The organism is Demequina sp. (assembly GCF_024642165.1).
GTDB lineage: Bacteria > Actinomycetota > Actinomycetes > Actinomycetales > Demequinaceae > Demequina.
This window is the reverse complement of the sequence record NZ_JAHEBP010000013.1, coordinates 1-17492: the sequence shown is the minus strand read 5'-3', so window position 1 is coordinate 17492 and position 17492 is coordinate 1. Positions and strand designations below refer to the sequence as shown.

Annotated in this window: 14 protein-coding genes; 5 read left to right on the top strand and 9 right to left on the bottom strand. The window is 70.6% G+C overall.

Features of this window, described 5'->3' with window-relative positions:
* Window positions 1-1338: a hypothetical protein gene (locus Q0L54_RS02370; protein WP_296665198.1), complete on the bottom strand. Its 1338-nt coding sequence runs from the start codon at window positions 1336-1338 to the stop codon at window positions 1-3.
* 13 nt (window positions 1339-1351) lie between these two features.
* Window positions 1352-1552: a hypothetical protein gene (locus tag Q0L54_RS02365; protein WP_296665196.1), complete on the bottom strand. Its 201-nt coding sequence runs from the start codon at window positions 1550-1552 to the stop codon at window positions 1352-1354.
* A gap of 129 nt (window positions 1553-1681) precedes the next feature.
* On the opposite strand from Q0L54_RS02365, the gene purB reads away from it, so the two are divergent.
* Window positions 1682-3088: an adenylosuccinate lyase gene (gene purB / locus Q0L54_RS02360; RefSeq protein ID WP_296665195.1), complete on the top strand. Its 1407-nt coding sequence runs from the start codon at window positions 1682-1684 to the stop codon at window positions 3086-3088.
* A 101-nt stretch (window positions 3089-3189) separates the two neighbouring features.
* Here the strand turns inward: purB and Q0L54_RS02355 are convergent, their stop codons facing one another.
* Window positions 3190-3909 (bottom strand): MOSC domain-containing protein, encoded by a 720-nt coding sequence (locus Q0L54_RS02355; RefSeq protein WP_296665193.1) that lies wholly within the window; start codon window positions 3907-3909, stop codon window positions 3190-3192.
* A gap of 47 nt (window positions 3910-3956) precedes the next feature.
* On the opposite strand from Q0L54_RS02355, the gene Q0L54_RS02350 reads away from it, so the two are divergent.
* A complete protein-coding gene (locus tag Q0L54_RS02350; protein WP_296665191.1) occupies window positions 3957-4775 on the top strand; it encodes a CPBP family intramembrane glutamic endopeptidase in 819 nt (272 codons plus the stop codon).
* Window positions 4776-4804: 29 nt separating this feature from the next.
* Window positions 4805-7270 carry a lysylphosphatidylglycerol synthase transmembrane domain-containing protein gene (locus tag Q0L54_RS02345; protein WP_296665190.1) on the top strand — a complete coding sequence of 822 codons (2466 nt, stop codon included), beginning with the start codon at window positions 4805-4807 and terminating at the stop codon, window positions 7268-7270.
* Window positions 7271-7307: 37 nt separating this feature from the next.
* On the opposite strand, the gene Q0L54_RS02340 is transcribed toward Q0L54_RS02345, so the two are convergent.
* From Q0L54_RS02340 to Q0L54_RS02325, 4 genes are all read right to left on the bottom strand, one after another.
* Window positions 7308-9488 carry an alpha-galactosidase gene (locus Q0L54_RS02340; protein ID WP_296665188.1) on the bottom strand — a complete coding sequence of 727 codons (2181 nt, stop codon included), beginning with the start codon at window positions 9486-9488 and terminating at the stop codon, window positions 7308-7310.
* Window positions 9489-9494: 6 nt separating this feature from the next.
* On the bottom strand, window positions 9495-10415 hold the full coding sequence (locus tag Q0L54_RS02335; protein WP_296665186.1) for a carbohydrate ABC transporter permease: 921 nt from the start codon (window positions 10413-10415) through the stop codon (window positions 9495-9497).
* Entirely contained in the window at window positions 10412-11395 is a 984-nt protein-coding gene (locus tag Q0L54_RS02330; protein ID WP_296665185.1) for a carbohydrate ABC transporter permease, read from the bottom strand. The genes Q0L54_RS02335 and Q0L54_RS02330 overlap by 4 nt, the downstream gene beginning before the upstream one ends.
* Window positions 11396-11499: 104 nt before the next feature.
* Window positions 11500-12834 carry an ABC transporter substrate-binding protein gene (locus Q0L54_RS02325; protein ID WP_296665183.1) on the bottom strand — a complete coding sequence of 445 codons (1335 nt, stop codon included), beginning with the start codon at window positions 12832-12834 and terminating at the stop codon, window positions 11500-11502.
* 97 nt (window positions 12835-12931) lie between these two features.
* On the opposite strand from Q0L54_RS02325, the gene Q0L54_RS02320 reads away from it, so the two are divergent.
* Window positions 12932-14077 (top strand): LacI family DNA-binding transcriptional regulator, encoded by a 1146-nt coding sequence (locus Q0L54_RS02320; RefSeq protein ID WP_366937921.1) that lies wholly within the window; start codon window positions 12932-12934, stop codon window positions 14075-14077.
* Between the two features lie 529 nt (window positions 14078-14606).
* The gene (locus Q0L54_RS02315) at window positions 14607-15536 is read left to right on the top strand and encodes a cytochrome c biogenesis protein CcdA (RefSeq protein ID WP_296665179.1); all 930 of its coding nucleotides are present in this window, start codon (window positions 14607-14609) and stop codon (window positions 15534-15536) included.
* On the opposite strand, the gene Q0L54_RS02310 is transcribed toward Q0L54_RS02315, so the two are convergent.
* Both Q0L54_RS02310 and Q0L54_RS02305 read right to left on the bottom strand, forming a co-directional pair.
* Window positions 15522-16136 (bottom strand): redoxin domain-containing protein, encoded by a 615-nt coding sequence (locus Q0L54_RS02310; protein ID WP_296665178.1) that lies wholly within the window; start codon window positions 16134-16136, stop codon window positions 15522-15524. The two genes, Q0L54_RS02315 and Q0L54_RS02310, sit on opposite strands and share 15 nt — an antisense overlap.
* A 166-nt stretch (window positions 16137-16302) precedes the next feature.
* On the bottom strand, window positions 16303-17492 hold a 1190-nt coding region (locus Q0L54_RS02305; RefSeq protein ID WP_296665175.1), incomplete at its 5' end, for a beta-galactosidase domain 4-containing protein.

Here is a 17492-nt window from a genome sequence, read left to right as displayed (position 1 = left end):
TCACCCTGCCACCGGCCGGTAGGCCGTCAGGGTCGATCGCCCACCGTCGAGGAAGGCGCGTGCGCCGTCCATCCACGACCGGGTCGACGCGCTCAGGCCCTGATCCACCAGCCGCGCCGTGGTCGCGTAGCCGTCCGTACCGTGGGCCTCGCCCGCGGTGCGGGACGCATCGGCCGCGCCCCGCGCCGTCGACCGCCGCCGATCGTGGGACACGGTCACGCGGTGGGCGCTATCGGGGTTGGGCCGGCCGTCCAGGCCCGGCACCACGTCCCGAGTGTTCTCCAGGTGCAACGCTTCGACGCGTGCGGGCAGCGCCAGCCGGCCGGTGGGCGACCCCGCCGTCACCACGTGGGTGACGCGGTAGCGGTCCACGAGCGCGGCGGCCGCGACCACGGCGACGATGCCGCCCTGGCTGTGCCCGGCGAGCATGACGGGCTCGTCCGGGCCGATGCGGTGGGCGGCCATGGCGTCGACCACCGTCCGGGCCGCGTCCGACGCGCCGCCCCGGACCGAGGCGAGATCCGCCTGCAGGTCCGCCGGATTCGCGTCCGTCACGCCCCAGTCCTGGGTGCCCGGGATGTAGACCAGGTGCCGCGCGCGGCCGTCCGCGCCCACCACCGTCTCGATGGCGACGGTGCCGTCTCCCTGGTCCGCCGTCCACCGCATCCGCGTGATCAGCGACTCGACGGAGGCGGGCGGCTCGAACGCGGGTGTCGCGCGGGCGCCCTCGACGCCCACGTAGCCGGGCTCCAGCGCCTCGGCGGCGGTGACGGCGGCGGTCAGCGTGCACGCCATGCGGTCGTACTGGTCGCCCGCGAGCGCGCGCTCGACGGTGTCGCGGTGCAGCACCCCGGTGGTGGGCGGCTGGCCTTGTGGCCGGATCATGGACAAAGGCCCGGCCACCAGCCCGCCAGGCCCACCCACCACGGCACCCAGCGGGGTGACGGCGTAGGAGAGGGCCTGGACCCAGCGCAGGCCCCACACCAGGGAGCCCGCCCAGTCGCCCGCCGCGTCGGCGGCACGCACGCTCAGGCCCACCTGCGCGCGCGCCTCCTCCTCGGCGTCGAGGTAGGCACGGGCGGCGCCCGCGACCGCCGCCGACGTGGCCCTCAGTTCGGCCGCCGCGTGCGAGGCCGCGCTCGCGATCCACCCGAGCGGGCCCGGCTCGGCGATCCCGGAATGCCAGCCCACCAGGTGGGACGCGACGGCGAGGGCCGTGGCGGCGTCCTCCAGGTCGGCCGCGGCCGCGTCCAGCGCATGCGCGGCGATCTCGAGATCCTCGGTGACCGCCGCCGTGCCGCCCCGGCCGCCGGTGGTCCACGCCGACTCCTGGCTCACGCCGGCTCCCCGCTCACGGCGCGAGCAGCAGCGGCCGTGCCGCGGCGATCTCACGCTCAAGCACCGCCACCCGGGCGGCGGCATCGGCCAGCCGCGCGCGGTACTCCTCGGCGTGGACGCCCTGCCACTGCGCGTACCGCGCGGTCGCGAGGCGGGAGGTCGCCATGGCCGCGGCGGCCCGGGCCCGCTCGACCAGGGCGGTGACGTCATCCATGCGGCGACCCTAGGAAGAGGCCCGGCCGTCCACCCCGGTCGCCTCGGACGCTGGGGAGGCGGCGCATCGTCCCGACGCCCGGGGACACCGCGACCGGGTGGGCGGCGCGGTGCGTGGAAGAATGGCGGCGTGACCTGGACCAGCCTCGCCTCCCTCGAGCCCGCGATCGCGCTCGGCCCCCTCGACGGCCGCTACCGCGGCGCCGTCGCCCCGCTCGTCGACCACCTGTCCGAGCCCGCGCTCAACCGCATGCGACTCCACGTCGAGGTCGAGTGGTTCATCCACCTGTGCGAGCACGCGGCGGTGCCGGGTGTGCGCCCGCTCACCGAGGAGGAGACCGCGCTGCTGCGCGGGATCCCGGCGGGCTTCGACGCGGCCGGGATCGCCGAGCACGCCGAGATCGAGAAGGTCACGGTCCACGACGTCAAGGCGGTCGAGTACTACATCAAGCGCCGTATCGAGGGCACGTCGCTCGAGCCGCTGAGCGAGCTGGTGCACTTCGCGTGCACCTCGGAGGACATCAACAACCTGTCCTACGCGCTCATGGTCAAGGGGGCCGTGCAGGAGGTGTGGCTCCCGGCCGCGACGGCGCTGGTCGGGGACGTTGCGGACCTCGCGCGCGCCGCCAAGGCCGTGCCGATGCTGTCCCGCACCCACGGCCAGACCGCCACGCCCACCACGCTGGGCAAGGAGTTCGCGGTGCTCGCGCACCGCCTGGGACGGCAGCTGCGCCGGGTCGAGGGCCAGGAGTACCTGGGCAAGATCAACGGCGCCACCGGCACGTTCGGCGCCCACGCCGCGGCGGTGCCCGGCACGGACTGGGTCGAGGTCTCGCGCACGTTCGTCGAGGGGCTGGGGCTCACCTGGAACCCCCTCACCACGCAGATCGAGAGCCACGACTGGCAGGCCGAGCTGTACGCGGACGTGGCCCGCTTCGGGCGCATCCTCCACAACCTCGCCACGGACGTGTGGACGTACGTGTCGCTGGGCTACTTCGCGCAGGCGGCCGCGGTCGGGTCGATCGGGTCGAGCGCCATGCCGCACAAGATCAACCCCATCCGCTTCGAGAACGCCGAGGCCAACCTCGAGATATCCGGCGCGCTGCTCGACACGCTGGGCGCCACGCTGGTGACGTCCCGCCTGCAGCGCGACCTCACGGACTCGAGCTCGCAGCGCAACATCGGGCTTGCGTTCGGGCACTCGCTGCTCGCGATCGACAACGTCCGGCGGGGGCTGCGCACCTTGTCCGTGAACGAGGCCGCGCTCGCCGAGGACCTGGACGCGTCGTGGGAGGTGCTCGCCGAGCCCATCCAGTCCGCGATGCGCGCCGCCGCCATCGCCGGCGTGCCCGGCATGGAGAACCCGTACGAGCGGCTCAAGGAGCTCACGCGCGGCCAGGAGATCTCCGCCGCGGCGATCCAGGAGTTCGTGGGCGGCTTGCCGTTGCCGGCCGAGACCGCCGAGCGGCTCGCGGCGCTCACCCCCGGGTCCTACGTGGGCCTGGCGGAGCAGTTGGTGGACCGCTTCCTCCCCTGACCCCCGCTGACAGTGCGCACGGAGTTGCCTCCGACACGCCGCTGAGACCGGGACGATGCACGGGTTGCCCCGGGGTGTCGCGCGCCGTTCCGTGCGGAGTGTCAGGAGGGAAGAGTGGGTGCGGTGGGTGGGGCGGGTGGCGTGACCCGGTCGCCGAGGGCGAGCTCGCCCGGCACCACCACGTCGCAGTAGACGGCGATGCAGGCGTCACGGCGGTCGCCCAGCGGCTTGAGCCAGTGGGCTGACTCCTGCACACCGTTCTGGGCCAGATCGATCACCCGGCAGCGCTCGTTGCGCTTGGTCACCCGCAACCGGACGCCGCCGATCTCCACCTCGTGGCCGATCCAGGTCTCCTCGACGAACGGCTCGCTCGTCTCGATCACCACGTTCACTCGAAGGCGGCGGGGATCCGCGTCGACCCCGAGCTCGCGGCGACACCAGTCGAGGGTGGCGGTGCCCACCATCGACACCGGGGAGTCGTCGAAGAAGCGCTGCCCGGCTTCGGCCTCGCCGAGCACCCGCATCGGCTCACCCATCTGGGCGGAGAGGTCCGCCTCCAGCGCGGGCTCTCCCACCACCCACGAGCCGTGGCCGCGGGACACCACCACCGCATCGTTCACCGTGCGGGCCGCATACGAGAACACCGGGTCGCGGCGGCGGAACCGGTGAGTGCGCTTGCCCGCCGCGAGCAGGCCCTCGGCGTCGACCACCGCGAACGCGCGATCACCCACCGCGCCCCGCGCGTCGAGCGCCAGCGCGCCCAGCGCCTCGCCGCCCATCGCCTTGACGGGGTAGCGGTGGAGGGCGGCGACGCGCATCATCCCGCCAGCGTAGGGCGGGAACACTCGCTCGTTAGAGTGGCGTGACCATGGACACCACCCCGCGCGCCGATGCGCCGCCCGCCCCCGCCGCGGCCGTCACCCTGCCGAGCCGGCCGCGCATGCGCGCCGAGGTGCTCATCGTCCTGGGGCTGTCGCTGGGGCAGGCGGCCGTGTACGCGGCCGTCAGGCTCGTGGAGCGCTACCTGCAGACCACGCCCATCGGCGGCCAGACCACCACCCTCAACCCCAGCCAATCCTCCGTCGACGTGATCGACCTCATCATCCAGGTGCTGCGCATCGGCTTCTCCCTCATGCCGGTGGCGCTCGCCCTGTACCTGCTGAGCCAGCACGGCGCATCGTCGCGCGTCCGGCTGGGGCTGGTGGGACCCGCCCGCGCGTGGTGGGGGGACGTGGGCTGGGGAGCGATCCTGGCGGCGAGCATCGGCCTGCCCGGCCTTGCGCTGTACGCGATCTCGCGCGCGCTGGGACAGACGGTGCGGGTGGACACCTCGGGCCTTCCGGATGCGTGGTGGGCCGCCACCATCCTGCTCATGGCCGCCGCCGCCGCCGGGGTGCTGGAGGAGTTCGTCATCGTGGGATTCGTGCTCACGCGCCTGAGGGACCTGCGGTGGGCGCCGTGGGCGGCGATCGTGGTGGCGGCGCTGGTGCGCGGTGCGTACCACCTCTACCAGGGCTGGCCGATGGCGCTGGGGAACCTGGCCATGGGACTCGTGTTCGGCTACGTGTACCTCAGGCGCGGGCGACTCGCCCCGCTGGTGCTCGCGCATTGGACCCTCGACGCGGTCGCCTTCATCGGTCCCGAGGTGGTGCCGCAGGAGTGGCTCGTCTCGCTGGGCATCGTGTAGCCAGGGTTCCCCGCACGTAGAATCGCCGCATGTCCGCCGACGCCTCCGCCCTCGCGCGCGACGACGCACCGGTGGTCCGCATCGTCGACGAGCCGGAGACGCGCGTTCGTCGCTTCACCGACGTGGTCGCGCTGCTCGCGACCGTGGTCGGGATCGCCGGGGTGCTGTTCCTGGGCGAGTACGCGATCGGCACCACGCAGGGCATCACGGACGACATCGGCGCCATCTCCCCGCTGCTGCAACGCCTGCTCGTGGCGCCCATCAACCTCTTCAACGGGATCATCGCGGTGGTGATCCCGGCGACGGTGATCATCGACCTGCTCGTGCGGCGCGAGCCGCGACGCATCGTCGAGATGCTCGGCGCCGCGCTGCTCGCCTTCCTACTGACGGCGCTGGTCGCCCTTGCTCTGCTCGCGTGGGGCACCCCGGAGCTACAGAGCAGCCTTACGCCGCGCGGCGCCACCGGCCTGCAGCTCCCGGCCTTCCTCGCCGGGATCGCGGCGCTGCTCACTGCGGGCGGCCGCCGCTCGACGCGGCGCACTCTGTCGATCTCGTGGAACGTCATGTGGCTCGCGATCGCGATCGCGGTGGCCTTCGGCGCGGTCACCATCCCGTCGGCGCTGCTGGCCATCCTGCTGGGCCGCGTGGTGGGCCTGGGCCTGCGCTACTGGCTCGGCTCGACGGCGGACCGGGCTTATGGCGAGGCGCTCGTGGAGGGGATCCGGCGCGCGGGCTTCGAGCCGCGCACGCTGGTGCGTGCGGACATCGAGCACGAGGGTGACCGGCCCGAGCTCGACGCGGTGACCTCCGCGCTCGCGCGCACCCAGCAGGGACGGATCTACGCGATGACCACCGTCGAACAGCATCACCTGCTGGTGGTGGCCCTCGACGGCGACCAGCAGGCGGCCGGCTTCGCGTCCAGGCTGTGGGGCTCCCTGAGGGTGCGCGGATTCGACACCCGGGCCGATGTGTCCCTGCGCCAGAGCGCGGAGGCGACGGCCCTGGTCTCCCACGCCTCGCGGGTGGCGGGGGTGCGCACCGGACGCGTGCTGGGCATGGGTCAGATCCGCGACACGATGCTGCTGGTCTACCAGCGCCCGCCCGCCGCCCTGCCCCTGTCCGGAGTGTCCGACGAGGACATGAGCGACGAGCTGCTCGACGCGATCTGGGCGGAGCTCGCACGCGCCCACCAGGCGGGCATCTCCCACCGCAAGCTCACCTCCGACACCGTCCTGGTGGGCACCGACTCGCCGCTGGGCGAGCCGACCATCTGGCTCACCTCCTGGGAGGTGGGCGAGGTGGCGTCGAGCGTGCTCGCGCGGCGCATCGACGTCGCCCAGGCGCTCGCACTCACGGCGGCGAGGGTAGGGCCGGAACGGGCGGTCGCGTCGGCGTTCCGGTCGATCGGCGCCGAGCCGGTCGAGCAGGCCGCCCCGCTGCTGCAGACGATCGCGCTCCCGCACGCCACGCGCGCGGCTCTCAAGGCGAGCCACTACCCGAAGGTGCTCGAGCAGGTCCGCGAGCAGATCCTGCAGCGCTCGCCCGACGCCGAGGTGGCGAGCGAGAACATCACGCGCTTCGGCTGGCGCACCGCCGCGACGATCCTGCTGGGCCTGGTCGCCGCCGCGGTGATCGCCGTGCAGTTCAACACCGCAGACTTCCTCGATGCCATACAGCAGGCCAACCCCTGGTGGCTGGTGGTGGGCTTCGCGTGGGCGCTGCTGACGTTCGTGGGCGCCGCGCTCGCGCTCGCGGCGTTCAGCCCGATCAAGCTCCCCTTCTCGCGCGTGCTGCTGACGCAGGTGGCCGCGGCGTATGTGGCGCTCGCCGTGCCGGCGGGCGTGGGTCCCGCGGCCCTCAACCTGCGCCTGCTCACCAAACGCAAGGTGTCGACGCCGCTGGCCGTCGCGACCGTCGCCCTGGTCCAGGTGAGCTCCGTGGTGGTCACCGTGGTGGGCCTGATCCTCCTCACCGTGGTCTCGGGCTCGCAGGGCGCTCTCGCGGCGCTGCCCAGCACCTCGGTGCTGATCGGGCTGGGCGTAGTGGTCGCCGCGGTGGGTCTCGCGCTCGCGGTGCCGCGGGTGCGCGCCTGGGCCGCGATGCGCATCATGCCCACCGTGCGTCAGACGTGGCCGCGACTCACCCAGGTGATCGGCCAGCCGTGGCGCCTCGCGATCGGCCTCGCCGGCAACCTACTGCTGACGGTGGGCTTCGTGGGCGCGTTCCACGCCTCGCTGTCCGCCTTCGGTCAAGAGATGGCCATCATCGACATCGCCGTGCTGTTCTTCGTGGGCAACGCCGTGGGCGCCGCGGTGCCGACCCCCGGTGGCCTGGGCGCCGTCGAGCTCGCGCTCACCACCGGACTCACCGGTGCCGGCGTCCCCTACGGCATCGCGCTCTCGTCCGTGATCGTCTACCGACTCCTCACCTACTGGCTGCGGATCCCGCTGGGGTACGTCGCCATGAAGTTCCTGGAGCGCAAGGGCGAGTTGTAGATGTCGGTTGCTCGCCGTGACTCGACGGGGGAGGCCTCTAGCGCCCCGCGTCGACCACGCTGATGATCACCAGGTGGTCCGCCTTGATCTCAGGCGCCTGCAACCCCACCTCCGCCAGGACTCTCCCGCTCAGCGTGACGCCCTCGCGGGTCCACGGCGCGGCGCCGGGGCGCGCGGGCCCGTCGGCGGCCGGCGACACCGTCGTGACACGATACGTGCGGTCAGGGTCGAGTCCCGGCAGCGTCACCCGTCCGGGCGGCCACGTCAGCGTGTGGTCGAGGGCGGACAGCCGATACAGAGCCTCCGACCCGTCGGGTGCCACCACGCCGTCGAGTTGCAGGGCGGGGTTGGGAAGCTCGGCGCGCACCACCCGGCCCGAGTGGAGCAGCGGCCGCACCGACTTGTAGAACGCCACCCACTGCGCGACGCGGTCACGCTGCTCGTCACTGATGCGGGTGAGGTCCCACTCGATCCCCAGGTCGCCCCAGATCGCCGTGCCGGCGCGGAAGTCGAGATCATGCACCCTGCCTGTGGAGTGGTCGGCACCCGAGCCGATGTGCGACCCCAGCATCTCCGGCGGCAGGATCACGCCGGTCCACCGCATCATCCGGTGTCGCTCGTGGGCGTCGATGCAGTCGCTGACCCATGTGCGATCGGCGATCTCCATGATGCCCAGGTCGAGCCTCGCGCCGCCCCCGGCGCACGACTCGATCTCGAGCCCGGGATGCCTCGCCTTGAGCTCGGTCATCATCCGGTACACGGCCTCGACCTGCGCGTGCACGCCAGGACGATGCTCCGGTCCGCTGCCCGCGTCCACCAGGGCGCGGTTGTGGTCCCACTTGATGTAGTCGACGTGAAGGGTTCCGACGATTCCCGACACCTGCTCCAGCACGTGGGCGTAGGCATCGGGGTTGCCCAAGTCGAGCACGTGCTGCTGGCGCGAAGCGACACCGGGCCCGTGGGAGGTACCCATCACCCAGTCGGGGTGGGCGCGAGCCAGGTCCGAATCGAGATTGACCATCTCGGGCTCGAACCACAGCCCGAACTGCATGCCCAGCGACCGCACGTGATCGGCGACCTCCTCGAGACCGTTGGGGTACACGGAGGGGTCCACGATCCAGTCGCCCAGGCTGGAGGTGTCGTCACGACGCCCCAGGAACCAGCCGTCATCCACCACCAGGCGCTCGACGCCGATCGCCGCCGCCAGGTCCGCCATGTGATTGAGGCGCGCGGGATCCTGGTCGAAGTAGACGGCCTCCCACACGTTAAGCACCACCGGACGGGTGCTGCGCGGGTGCGCGGGCCGGCCGCGAAGGTAGTCGTGGAAGCGGTGCGAGAGCGCGTCGATCCCCTCGCCCCAGGAACCCACCAGCCACGGAGACACGTACTCGTCGCCGTGATCCAGGATCATCTCGCCCGGAAGCAAGAGCTCCCCGCCGCGCAACAGTCGGAAACTGGTGGGCGAGTGCTCGGCGGACACCACCTGATTGCCCGACCACGCGAGGTGGACGGCCCAGACCCGCCCACGTTGGAAGCCGAAGCCGGAACAGCCGGCCGCCAAGAACGTGGGGCTGTCGTGCCCGGGGCGTCCGCCCCAGGACTCCCTCACCCACTGCCCCTGATTGAACGGCCGCCGCTGCGGCACCCGCTCCTTGGTGTGACGGCCCGTCATGTCGACCAGCTCGGACGCCTCGCCAGGCACGGGGAGCGCAGGCTCGACGCCCGCCACCTCGTAGCCCGCGTCGCCATCGTTGCGGATCCGCGCCCGGACTCTGACGAGCCCCGACTCGTGGATCTCGATCTCCGCGGTGACACACAGTTGTCCCGGCTCGTCGAAGCACTCGCTCACCACCCGGGCCGCCCCCGGGGGACCATCGGGCCACTCGGGCGACCCCGCATCGTCCACCCGGTGCACCACCCGTGCGAACGCGACGGACCAGTCCCGGCCGCCGCGAGACCCTCGGATGCCGGCGCGCCCGAGCCATCCCGCGGAGTGCAGCGGGAGCACCGGCAGCTTGGGCGGCGCGGAGATCACGCTGTCGACGTACGGCATCTCCAACGCCGTGCCGAGGTCCTCGAGCATGGCGTCGCCCAGGTCCGGACCCCAGTGCAGCACGCAGGGCGGTGAGTCGGCGGGCAGGTCGAGCACAAGGCTGGTCCCGCCCCTGCGCAGATGGAGCGGCGAGCGCCCCACCTGCGAGGAGGGTTCAATCGGCATGTGCGGTCAGCCCTTGACAGCGCCCGCGGTGAGGCCGCGCACGAAGTACCGCTGCAGAACAAGGAAGACCGTCACCGGCACCAGCATCGAGAGGATGCCGCCGGCGGTGGTGAGATTCCACCCTTGGCCCAACTGACCCTTCAGGGATGTCAGAGCCACCGTCACCGGTTCGTTCTCGCCTGGCCCCAAGAACACCAGCGCGACCATCAGATCGTTCCACACCCACAGGAACTGGAAGATCGCGAAGGCCGCGAGCGCCGGGACCGACATCGGCAGGATCAGCCGGTAGAAGATCCCGTAGTGCGAGGCGCCGTCGATCTTCGCGGACTCGATGACGGACCGCGGCAGGGTCGTCATGAAGTTCCTGAGAATGAAGATCGCCAAGGACATGCCGAACCCGATGTGGGCCAGCCAGACCTTGGGGAAACCGACGAACTCCAGGTTGTTGTAGATGTTCTGGAGCGGGATGAAGGCCACGAAGTTCGGCACCACCAGCAGGCTCACGATGAGAATGAACAGTACTTCGCGGCCCTTGAACTCCATGAAGGTGAACGTGTAGGCGGCGAAGGCCGCAATCAGGATCGGGATGAAGGTCGCAGGAAGCGCGATCGCCAGGCTGTTGAGGAACGACGCGCCGAAGTTGGCGGACGACGCGCCCGCTCCGTTCCACGCATCGATGTAGTTGTCGAAGGTGAGCCTGGACCAGTACTCGGGCTTGTAGAAGACCTCCCACCAGCCGCTGGTGTTGGCATCGTCGAGCGTGCGGAACGAGGTGATGATCGTCCCCAGGGTGGGCACGGTCCACATGACCACGAGCAAGCCCAGCAGCACCTTGGTGAACCACCCGGCACGGACCTCGGAGAGCCCGCCCTGCTTGACACGTCGCGACGAGGCCTTCTTGGCCGGCGCCGTTGCTGTCGCGGTCATGCTGCGGCCTCCTGTTCCTTGAAGTTTCGCACCTGGTAGATCATGATCGGGATGACCGCGATCATGAGGATGACCACGATCGCCGATGCGGCGCCATAGTTGAAGTTGGTGGTCAGCTCGTTGATGAAGTCGTTGGCGAGCACGTTGGTGTTGAACTGACCATTCGTGTTCGTGTAAACGATGTCGAAGATCTTCATGACTCCGATGGTGACCGTCACGCCCACCGCGATGATGGTGCCCTTGATCTGAGGGAGGATCACGCTGAAGAACACCTGCCGCTCCTCAGCGCCATCGACGCGCGCGGCCTCCAGGGTCTCGGCCGGCACGGACTTGATGGCCGCAGAGAGCAGCACCATGGCGTAGCCCACCTGAGCCCACAGCAGAATCACCATGAGCAGCAGCGTGTTGAGCCGGAACGTCGAGGTATTGAGCCATGGCACCGGCTCCGCCCCTCCGCTGGTCCACACCGCATTGAGCAGGCCGGTCTGAGTCTCGCCCGCCGGTTGGTAGGCGTACACGAAGCGCCACACCGTGGCGGCACCCACCATGGAGATGGCCATGGGGACGAAGATCATGGTCTTGACGAACTTCTCGCTCTTACTCGGCAGCCGGTCCGTGAGGGCGGCCACGGCGAGACCCACGATGATGGTGACGGCCGGGACGATGATCACCCACAGGACCGTGTTGAAGAGCGTCGACTGGAACGCCTTGTCGGTGAAGAGGTCCGCGTAGTTGGTGAACCCTACCCATTGGTCGCTGGTGCGGTCCTTGAAGCTGTTGATGACCGTGACGATGGTGGGATAAAGCAGGTACAGCGAGATGGCGAGATACGCCGGCAGGATGAGCAGATACGGCTTGAGCCGATGCTCCCACTTACTGGGCAGCAGTTCGGCGAGTTTGTTGAGTGCCCAGAAGAGCGCGATCGCGCCGGCGATTCCGATCGCAACCGTGACGAGCACTGTGCCTGACTTGAGAAGCATGAGCCTAGGTCCCTCCGTCGACGTTGACGGTTAGTGTCATGGCGAGCATCGCACAGGGGCGGGATCCCGGCCAACCGGGATCCCGCCCACCGCGCTCATGCTGCCTAGTTTGGCCAGCTGCTATCGATGTTGGTGAGCGTCGTGTCAAGGTCTTGCGACCCTGCGATCCACGACGTCATGTCGCTCCAGAACGTACCGGCACCGACCTCGCCAGGCATCTGGTCGGACCCGTCGAACAGGAATGCCGTGGAGTCGTACGCGACCTGCGCGACGTCCTTGGTCACCTGGTTCGGGTACAGCTCCATGTTGAAGTCCTTGTGAGGACTGATGAAGGAGCTGCCCGGAGCGGCCGGCTCACCGATCGCACCGTTGGCCAGGATCGCCATGGCGTCCTTGGTGGCCTGGTCCTCGTTGAGCATGATGGCCAGGTCGCCACCACCCACGACCGGGTTGTCGCCACCGGCGGTCGCCGGCGGGAAGCCGAACAGTCCGACGTTGGTGTCAAGGTCCGCCTTGGTCTCCTCGGGGAAGAACCCGGTGATGAACGAACCCTGCTGCAGCATCCAGCACTTGGGTCCTGCGGCGTCGAACATCGGGTTGCCCGCGGTGCCGAAGTTGGTCGCGGCGATCGCGTTACGACCGCCGAAGACGTTGCCGTCGGTGAACGCCAGGGTCTCGAACTCCGCGGCGGCCTCGCGGACGAGCGGGGAGTCGAACAGGATGTCGTGAGAGACCCACTGGTTGTACTGGTCGGCACCGCCGTACTTCGAGATCAGCACCTCGAACCAGTCCGTGGCCGGCCAGCCCGTCGCGGTGTCGGACTCGATGCCCATGCACCACGGCACATTGCCGTCGGCCTTGATCTGCTCGGTGAGCGCGTTGAGCTCGTCGATGGTGGCGGGCGTACCGTAACCGGCAGCGTCCCACGCGGGCTTGTTGTAGAACACCAGGCCCTTGACGTTCATCGACACCAGCAGGCCGTACAACTGGCCGTCCACCGTTCCGGACTCGAGCGTGCCGGGCACCATCGACGACTCGAGCGCCGCCTTGTCCACCACATCGTCGAGCGGGAAGGCACCATTGCGCGACACCACGTCGGCGACCACGCCGGGCTGCGGGATCAGGGCGATGTCGGGCGCATCCGCGGCGCCCAGCTTGGTCATGATCAACTGGTTGATGTTCTCAACCTTCTCCCACTTGATCGTGATGTTGGAGCCCTCGGTCAGGTTGTTCGAGCCTTCCTGAAGCCCGTCGAGGACGGGCTGGTCGACGCTGGCCCATACGGTGACCTCGGTGGCCTCGCCACCGCCGCCTCCGCCGCCTCCGTCGCTCGAAGTGTCTGTTGAGCCGCCCGAGGAACAGGCGGCGAGAGTCAGCGCCAGGGTGGCGGTGGTCGCCACCGCGAGCGTGGTGTGCCGGCGCACGTCTTTGTGCTTCATTCGTTCTCCTCATATCGTGCGACCCCGAAGGGCCGCGCTATGTTGCGCGGAGCGAGCGGACTTGTGGCCCGAGTTGCCCCCGCTGAATCGATCCTGCATGGTTGTGGGACGGCGCGCAACCGGGCGCGTGCAACGATTCGGTCACGGAGTCCCCGCAATCGGCGACCCGCCGGGAGGGAAACAGATGGACCGCCCCAGCAGGCCCACCCTGCGAGATGTGGCTCTGCGCGCGGGGGTTTCGAGGACGACCGCTTCGTATGCGCTGGCGGGCCGAGCCACGGAGATGCGGATCAGCGACGAGACCGCGGACAGGGTTCTACGGGCCGCGGCCGAGTTGGGGTTCAGCCCGAATCGGACCGCACAGAGCCTGCGCACCCGGCGGAGCCACACCATCGGGCTGATCTCCGACTACGTCGCGTATGGCGAGTTCGCTGGGCGCATGCTCGCGGGCGCGAGCGCTGCGGCACGCGCCCGCGGGACCCTGGTGCTCATCGGAGAGACGGAGGGCGATGCGTCCCTCGAGCAGCAGCTCATCGAGGAGATGCTTGTGCGTGGCGTCGACGGACTCGTGTACGCGACGCTCGCGTGCCGGCGGATCACCGTGCCGGAGGCACTGCGCGGAACGCCCGCGGTGCTCCTCAACTGCTTCGACGCCTCGGCGTCTCTCCCGGCCGTGGTCCCGGACGAGGTCGAGGGCGGCAGGCGCATCGCGCGCATCGTCCTGGATGCCCAGGTCGACGAGCGCACCGTGATCGTGGGCAACGCGGAGGATCCGACCGCGATAGCCGGCGAGCGCCGCATCGCCGGCATTCACGCCGAGTTCGCCCAAGCGTCGCGCCGCGTGTCCGGCCATATTCAAAGCCGCTGGGAGGTCGGCGCCGCCTTCGACGAGGTGTCCCGGGCTCTGGCCGACGGACCCCTTCCGACGGCCTTGATCTGCCTCAACGACCGCATCGCGATGGGGGCATACGAGGCGCTCGAGGCCGCCGGCCTGCGCGTCCCCCACGACGTGTCGGTGGTCGCGTTCGACGGCTCCAACCTTGCGCAATGGCTGCGCCCGTCGGTGACCTCCGTGGGGATCCCATTCGAGCAGCTTGGGGCCCTCGCCGTCGACCTGCTACTGGGAAGCGCGGACTGGCCGGGCCATGCGATCACACTTCCTATGCCCGTGATTGCCGGCGCATCGGTCAGAGCTGTGGGTCAGCCCGGCGACATCACCCCGCCGCCCATCGAGGCGGGGTGAGCGCCTCGGCGCTCGGGGACTGAGCAGCATGCGCGCCGGGGTCTTCCTCGACGTCAACGGCGTTGTCCTGGCACCGCCGCTGGAAGCCGGGGACACCCGGTCTTTGCCCGAGGAAGCTGAGTCCGGGTGCCGACCGGGGCGGCGATCGACCTGGGGTGGTCGAGCCGGGCGGTCGACCGCCTCGCCCTCGTCGAGGAAGGGCCGCGTGTGGAGATGCTCTGGGCCACCCCATCGGAAGAACGCGCGACCACCGTGCTGGCGCCCGTGATCGGCCTTGGCTCGACCAGGCGAGCGGTGACACGAGCGTCCTCCGTCGCCGAGCTCCGCAGCACTCGCCACGGGCACCGACCGGGAGCCACCTCGTGGATTGACAACCACGTGCTCACGGACTCCCCGGATCCACCCCACGGGCTCGAGGTCCGACGTCCTCGCGACGGCACGCGGGCGTGGCCACCCATCCGGAAGTCCGTAGGCTCCGAAGCACGGGCGGAAAGCGGCACCGCACGGACCAACATGACGGAGACTCACGATGATCGAGGCAGGCGACGTCGCCTACGCGCTGCTGCTGGGCGCCGTCGCGGCATTCAACCCGTGCGGATTCGCGCTGTTGCCGGCGTACCTGACCGTGATCGTCACCGGCAGCGCCGATGCGGTGGGTGGATCCGGTGGACCCGGGCGGGACGATGCGGGGGTCGCCCGGGCGATCGCGCTCCGCCGCGCGCTGGGCTTCGCCCTGGCGATGACGCTGGGCTTCGTCGCGGTGTTCACGGCGTTGGGCCTGGTGTTCGGCGGCATCAGCCTCGGGCTGCAGGCGTCGGTACTGCCGTACGTGTCGTGGGTGACGCTCGTGCTGGGGCTGCTCGTGGTCTGGCTCGGGGTGGTGATGGCCGTGCGCGGCGAGATCCGTGGCCCTGGCCTGGGCGCGCTCGCCCGCACCTCCCACGCCCCCGGCAAGACCTTCGCGTCGCAGCTTGCCTACGGCGCATCGTTCGCCATCGCCTCGCTCAGCTGCACCATCGGCCTCTTCCTCACCGTGGTCACCCAGGCCCTCGCGGCTCCGGGACCCGTCGCGGCCATCGCGCCCTTCGTCGCGTACGCGCTGGGCATGGGGGCCGCCGTGGTGCTGGTGTCGCTCGCGGCCGCGACCGCGGGCGCGGGTGCCGCGGCGGCGCTGCGCCGCCGCACCCCGCAGCTGATGCGTGCCGGCGGAGTGCTGATGGTGCTGGCCGGCATCTACGTGGTGGTGTTCGCCCTCGCCGAGATCCTGCCGCGGTACGGCATCACCGCCCTCGACCCCGTGCTCCTCACCACCGCGCGGTGGCAGTCGCAGGTGACCCTGGCGATCCAGTCATGGGGCACGCCCGTGTTGATCGCCGTGGTGGTGCTCGCCGCCGTGTCCGCGGGCGCCGTGTGGTTCGCGGCGCGCCGCGCGGACCGCGTGGCCTCAGGCCGAGGCTAGGCGCTCGGCCTCACGCACGATGTCGTCGGCGGTGAGCCCGCCGCCCAGCTGGGTCGACTCGCCGGACTCGTCGATGAACACCACGGTCGCCTGCGCGGAGATCCCGAACCCACGCCAGATCGAGCCGTCGAGGTCCGCGACGTGGGTCATCTGCTCGACGTCCGCGGTGCGGGCGAACTCCTGCATGAACTCGAAGTCGCCGGACAGCCCGGCCATGCCGATGACCTCGATGCCGTCCGGAAGTCGAGGGATGGCCGCCTTGATCTCGGGCGCCTCGGCCAGGCACGTGGGGCACCACGGCGCCCAGAACCACAGGATCACGTCCTTGTTCGCGATGGTGGCGCCGTCGAAGGTCCCATTCCCGATCACGGTGGGAGCGGTGAAGTCGAACGGCGCGGCGACGTCCATGGCGGGTTCCGTCGACTCGGCCCCGGCCTCTCCGGATGCCGATGCGGTGGGCTCCATGGCTCCGGCGTCGTCGGCCGCCATCGTGGACTGGGCGCCCACCTGGTCGGATTCGCCTGCCGTCGCGCATCCCGCCAGCACCAGCGTGCCCGCAAGCGCTCCCGCGATACCCCAGCGTCGCATCGTCCCGTTCATGACACCATCCTCCCCGGGCGCGCCGTCCGCGCGCACATGCGAGGTTCGGAGCCGGCGAGACGGCGGATGTGTCACGGCGCGACGATGTGCCTCCCGCAGGAGTCACGAATCTCGCGAGGGCGTCAGCGAGTTCCCCGAGGGAGGACCGCGGTGGGGGCGAGCGACGTCAGCGCAACACCCCCTGGAAGCCGAAGGTGAACGTCAGCTCGCCCGTGGGCAGGCGGTACTCGGGATGGGTCATGGCACCCCACGACTGGTCGCCGCCCACGCCGCGCCGCATCAGCGCGGGGCGCAGCACGGTCCGGAGGATGGGCGGCAGCTCGTTGGGGTGCCGCGCACTCTCGATCTCGAGCGGCGTCCACGGCAGCGCCGAGAGCTCCATGCCGCCCGGGCAGTCCAGGCGCACGCCGAAGCCGGCATCGTCCAGCACCTCGGCCCATCTCACGCCCGTGCGGCTGCCGGACTCCTGCGGCCGCATGTACCGGGTGAGCTGCTCCCGGACGTCGCCCTCCCAGACGTCAAGCCGCGCGCCGCCGCGCCTGTCCACGTAGCACTCGGCCGGGCCGTCGCCGTACCAGCGCAGGCGGTGCAGGTCCGCGTCCACCGTGAGCGTCATGGCGAACTCGGGCATGTCGGGCAGCCCCTCGCCAGGGCGCACGGTCATGGTGACGTCCACGTGGCCGGAGCCGTCGACCAGGTAGGAAACGTCCACCTCGCTCGGAGGCACGGTGGGTAGCTCGTATCCGAACTGGACCTCCACCGCTGCGTCGTGACGCACCACGCGCGGCTTCTCCCAGCCCGCTCGCAGCCGGCGAGTCTTGCTCGCGAGCAGCCACTGGCCGTCGCGGAACGGCATGCCCCAGCCACGCTCGTTGGACGTGGGCGCGTGCCAGAAGCTCGGGTAGGGGAGGTCGCGCAGTAACTCGCGCCCACCGTCGCTGGTGCGGCCGTAGCGATACGAGACCAGGTGTCCGTAGAGGCGGGAGAACTGCACCGAGAAGTGCCTGCCGTGCACGCCGATGTTGTGGGTGCTCTCCACCACGCGCGGAGCCGGGGCGGTGGGGGCCATGGCCGCCGCATCGTCGCTGACGGCGGCCTCGACCCACACCACCTCCTGCTCCCAACCCACCTCGTAGTCGGCGGGAGCCCAGTCGGTGCCGGCCTTCAACCGGTACGCCACGTCGAGCGTGTACTCGCCGGGAGCCTCCGGAATGTCGAACGGCAGGGGGAAGGACCGCGTCTCGCCGGCCGGAACCTGGGCGTCGAGGACCGCCTCGCGGAGCGTCCGGCCCTCCCGCCGGAGCGTCACCACCACGTCGACGTCCTCGAGTCCGGTGAACATCCGCTTGTTCCGGA

Coding starts and splice junctions, on each gene's coding strand:
- Q0L54_RS02365 (WP_296665196.1), bottom strand. CDS start 1,552: ATGGATGACGTCACCGCCCTGGTCGAGCGGGCCCGGGCCGCCGCGGCC.
- Q0L54_RS02355 (WP_296665193.1), bottom strand. CDS start 3,909: ATGATGCGCGTCGCCGCCCTCCACCGCTACCCCGTCAAGGCGATGGGC.
- Q0L54_RS02350 (WP_296665191.1), top strand. CDS start 3,957: ATGGACACCACCCCGCGCGCCGATGCGCCGCCCGCCCCCGCCGCGGCC.
- Q0L54_RS02345 (WP_296665190.1), top strand. CDS start 4,805: ATGTCCGCCGACGCCTCCGCCCTCGCGCGCGACGACGCACCGGTGGTC.
- Q0L54_RS02340 (WP_296665188.1), bottom strand. CDS start 9,488: ATGCCGATTGAACCCTCCTCGCAGGTGGGGCGCTCGCCGCTCCATCTG.
- Q0L54_RS02335 (WP_296665186.1), bottom strand. CDS start 10,415: ATGACCGCGACAGCAACGGCGCCGGCCAAGAAGGCCTCGTCGCGACGT.
- Q0L54_RS02330 (WP_296665185.1), bottom strand. CDS start 11,395: ATGCTTCTCAAGTCAGGCACAGTGCTCGTCACGGTTGCGATCGGAATC.
- Q0L54_RS02325 (WP_296665183.1), bottom strand. CDS start 12,834: ATGAAGCACAAAGACGTGCGCCGGCACACCACGCTCGCGGTGGCGACC.
- Q0L54_RS02320 (WP_366937921.1), top strand. CDS start 12,932: ATGGTTGTGGGACGGCGCGCAACCGGGCGCGTGCAACGATTCGGTCAC.
- Q0L54_RS02315 (WP_296665179.1), top strand. CDS start 14,607: ATGATCGAGGCAGGCGACGTCGCCTACGCGCTGCTGCTGGGCGCCGTC.
- Q0L54_RS02310 (WP_296665178.1), bottom strand. CDS start 16,136: ATGAACGGGACGATGCGACGCTGGGGTATCGCGGGAGCGCTTGCGGGC.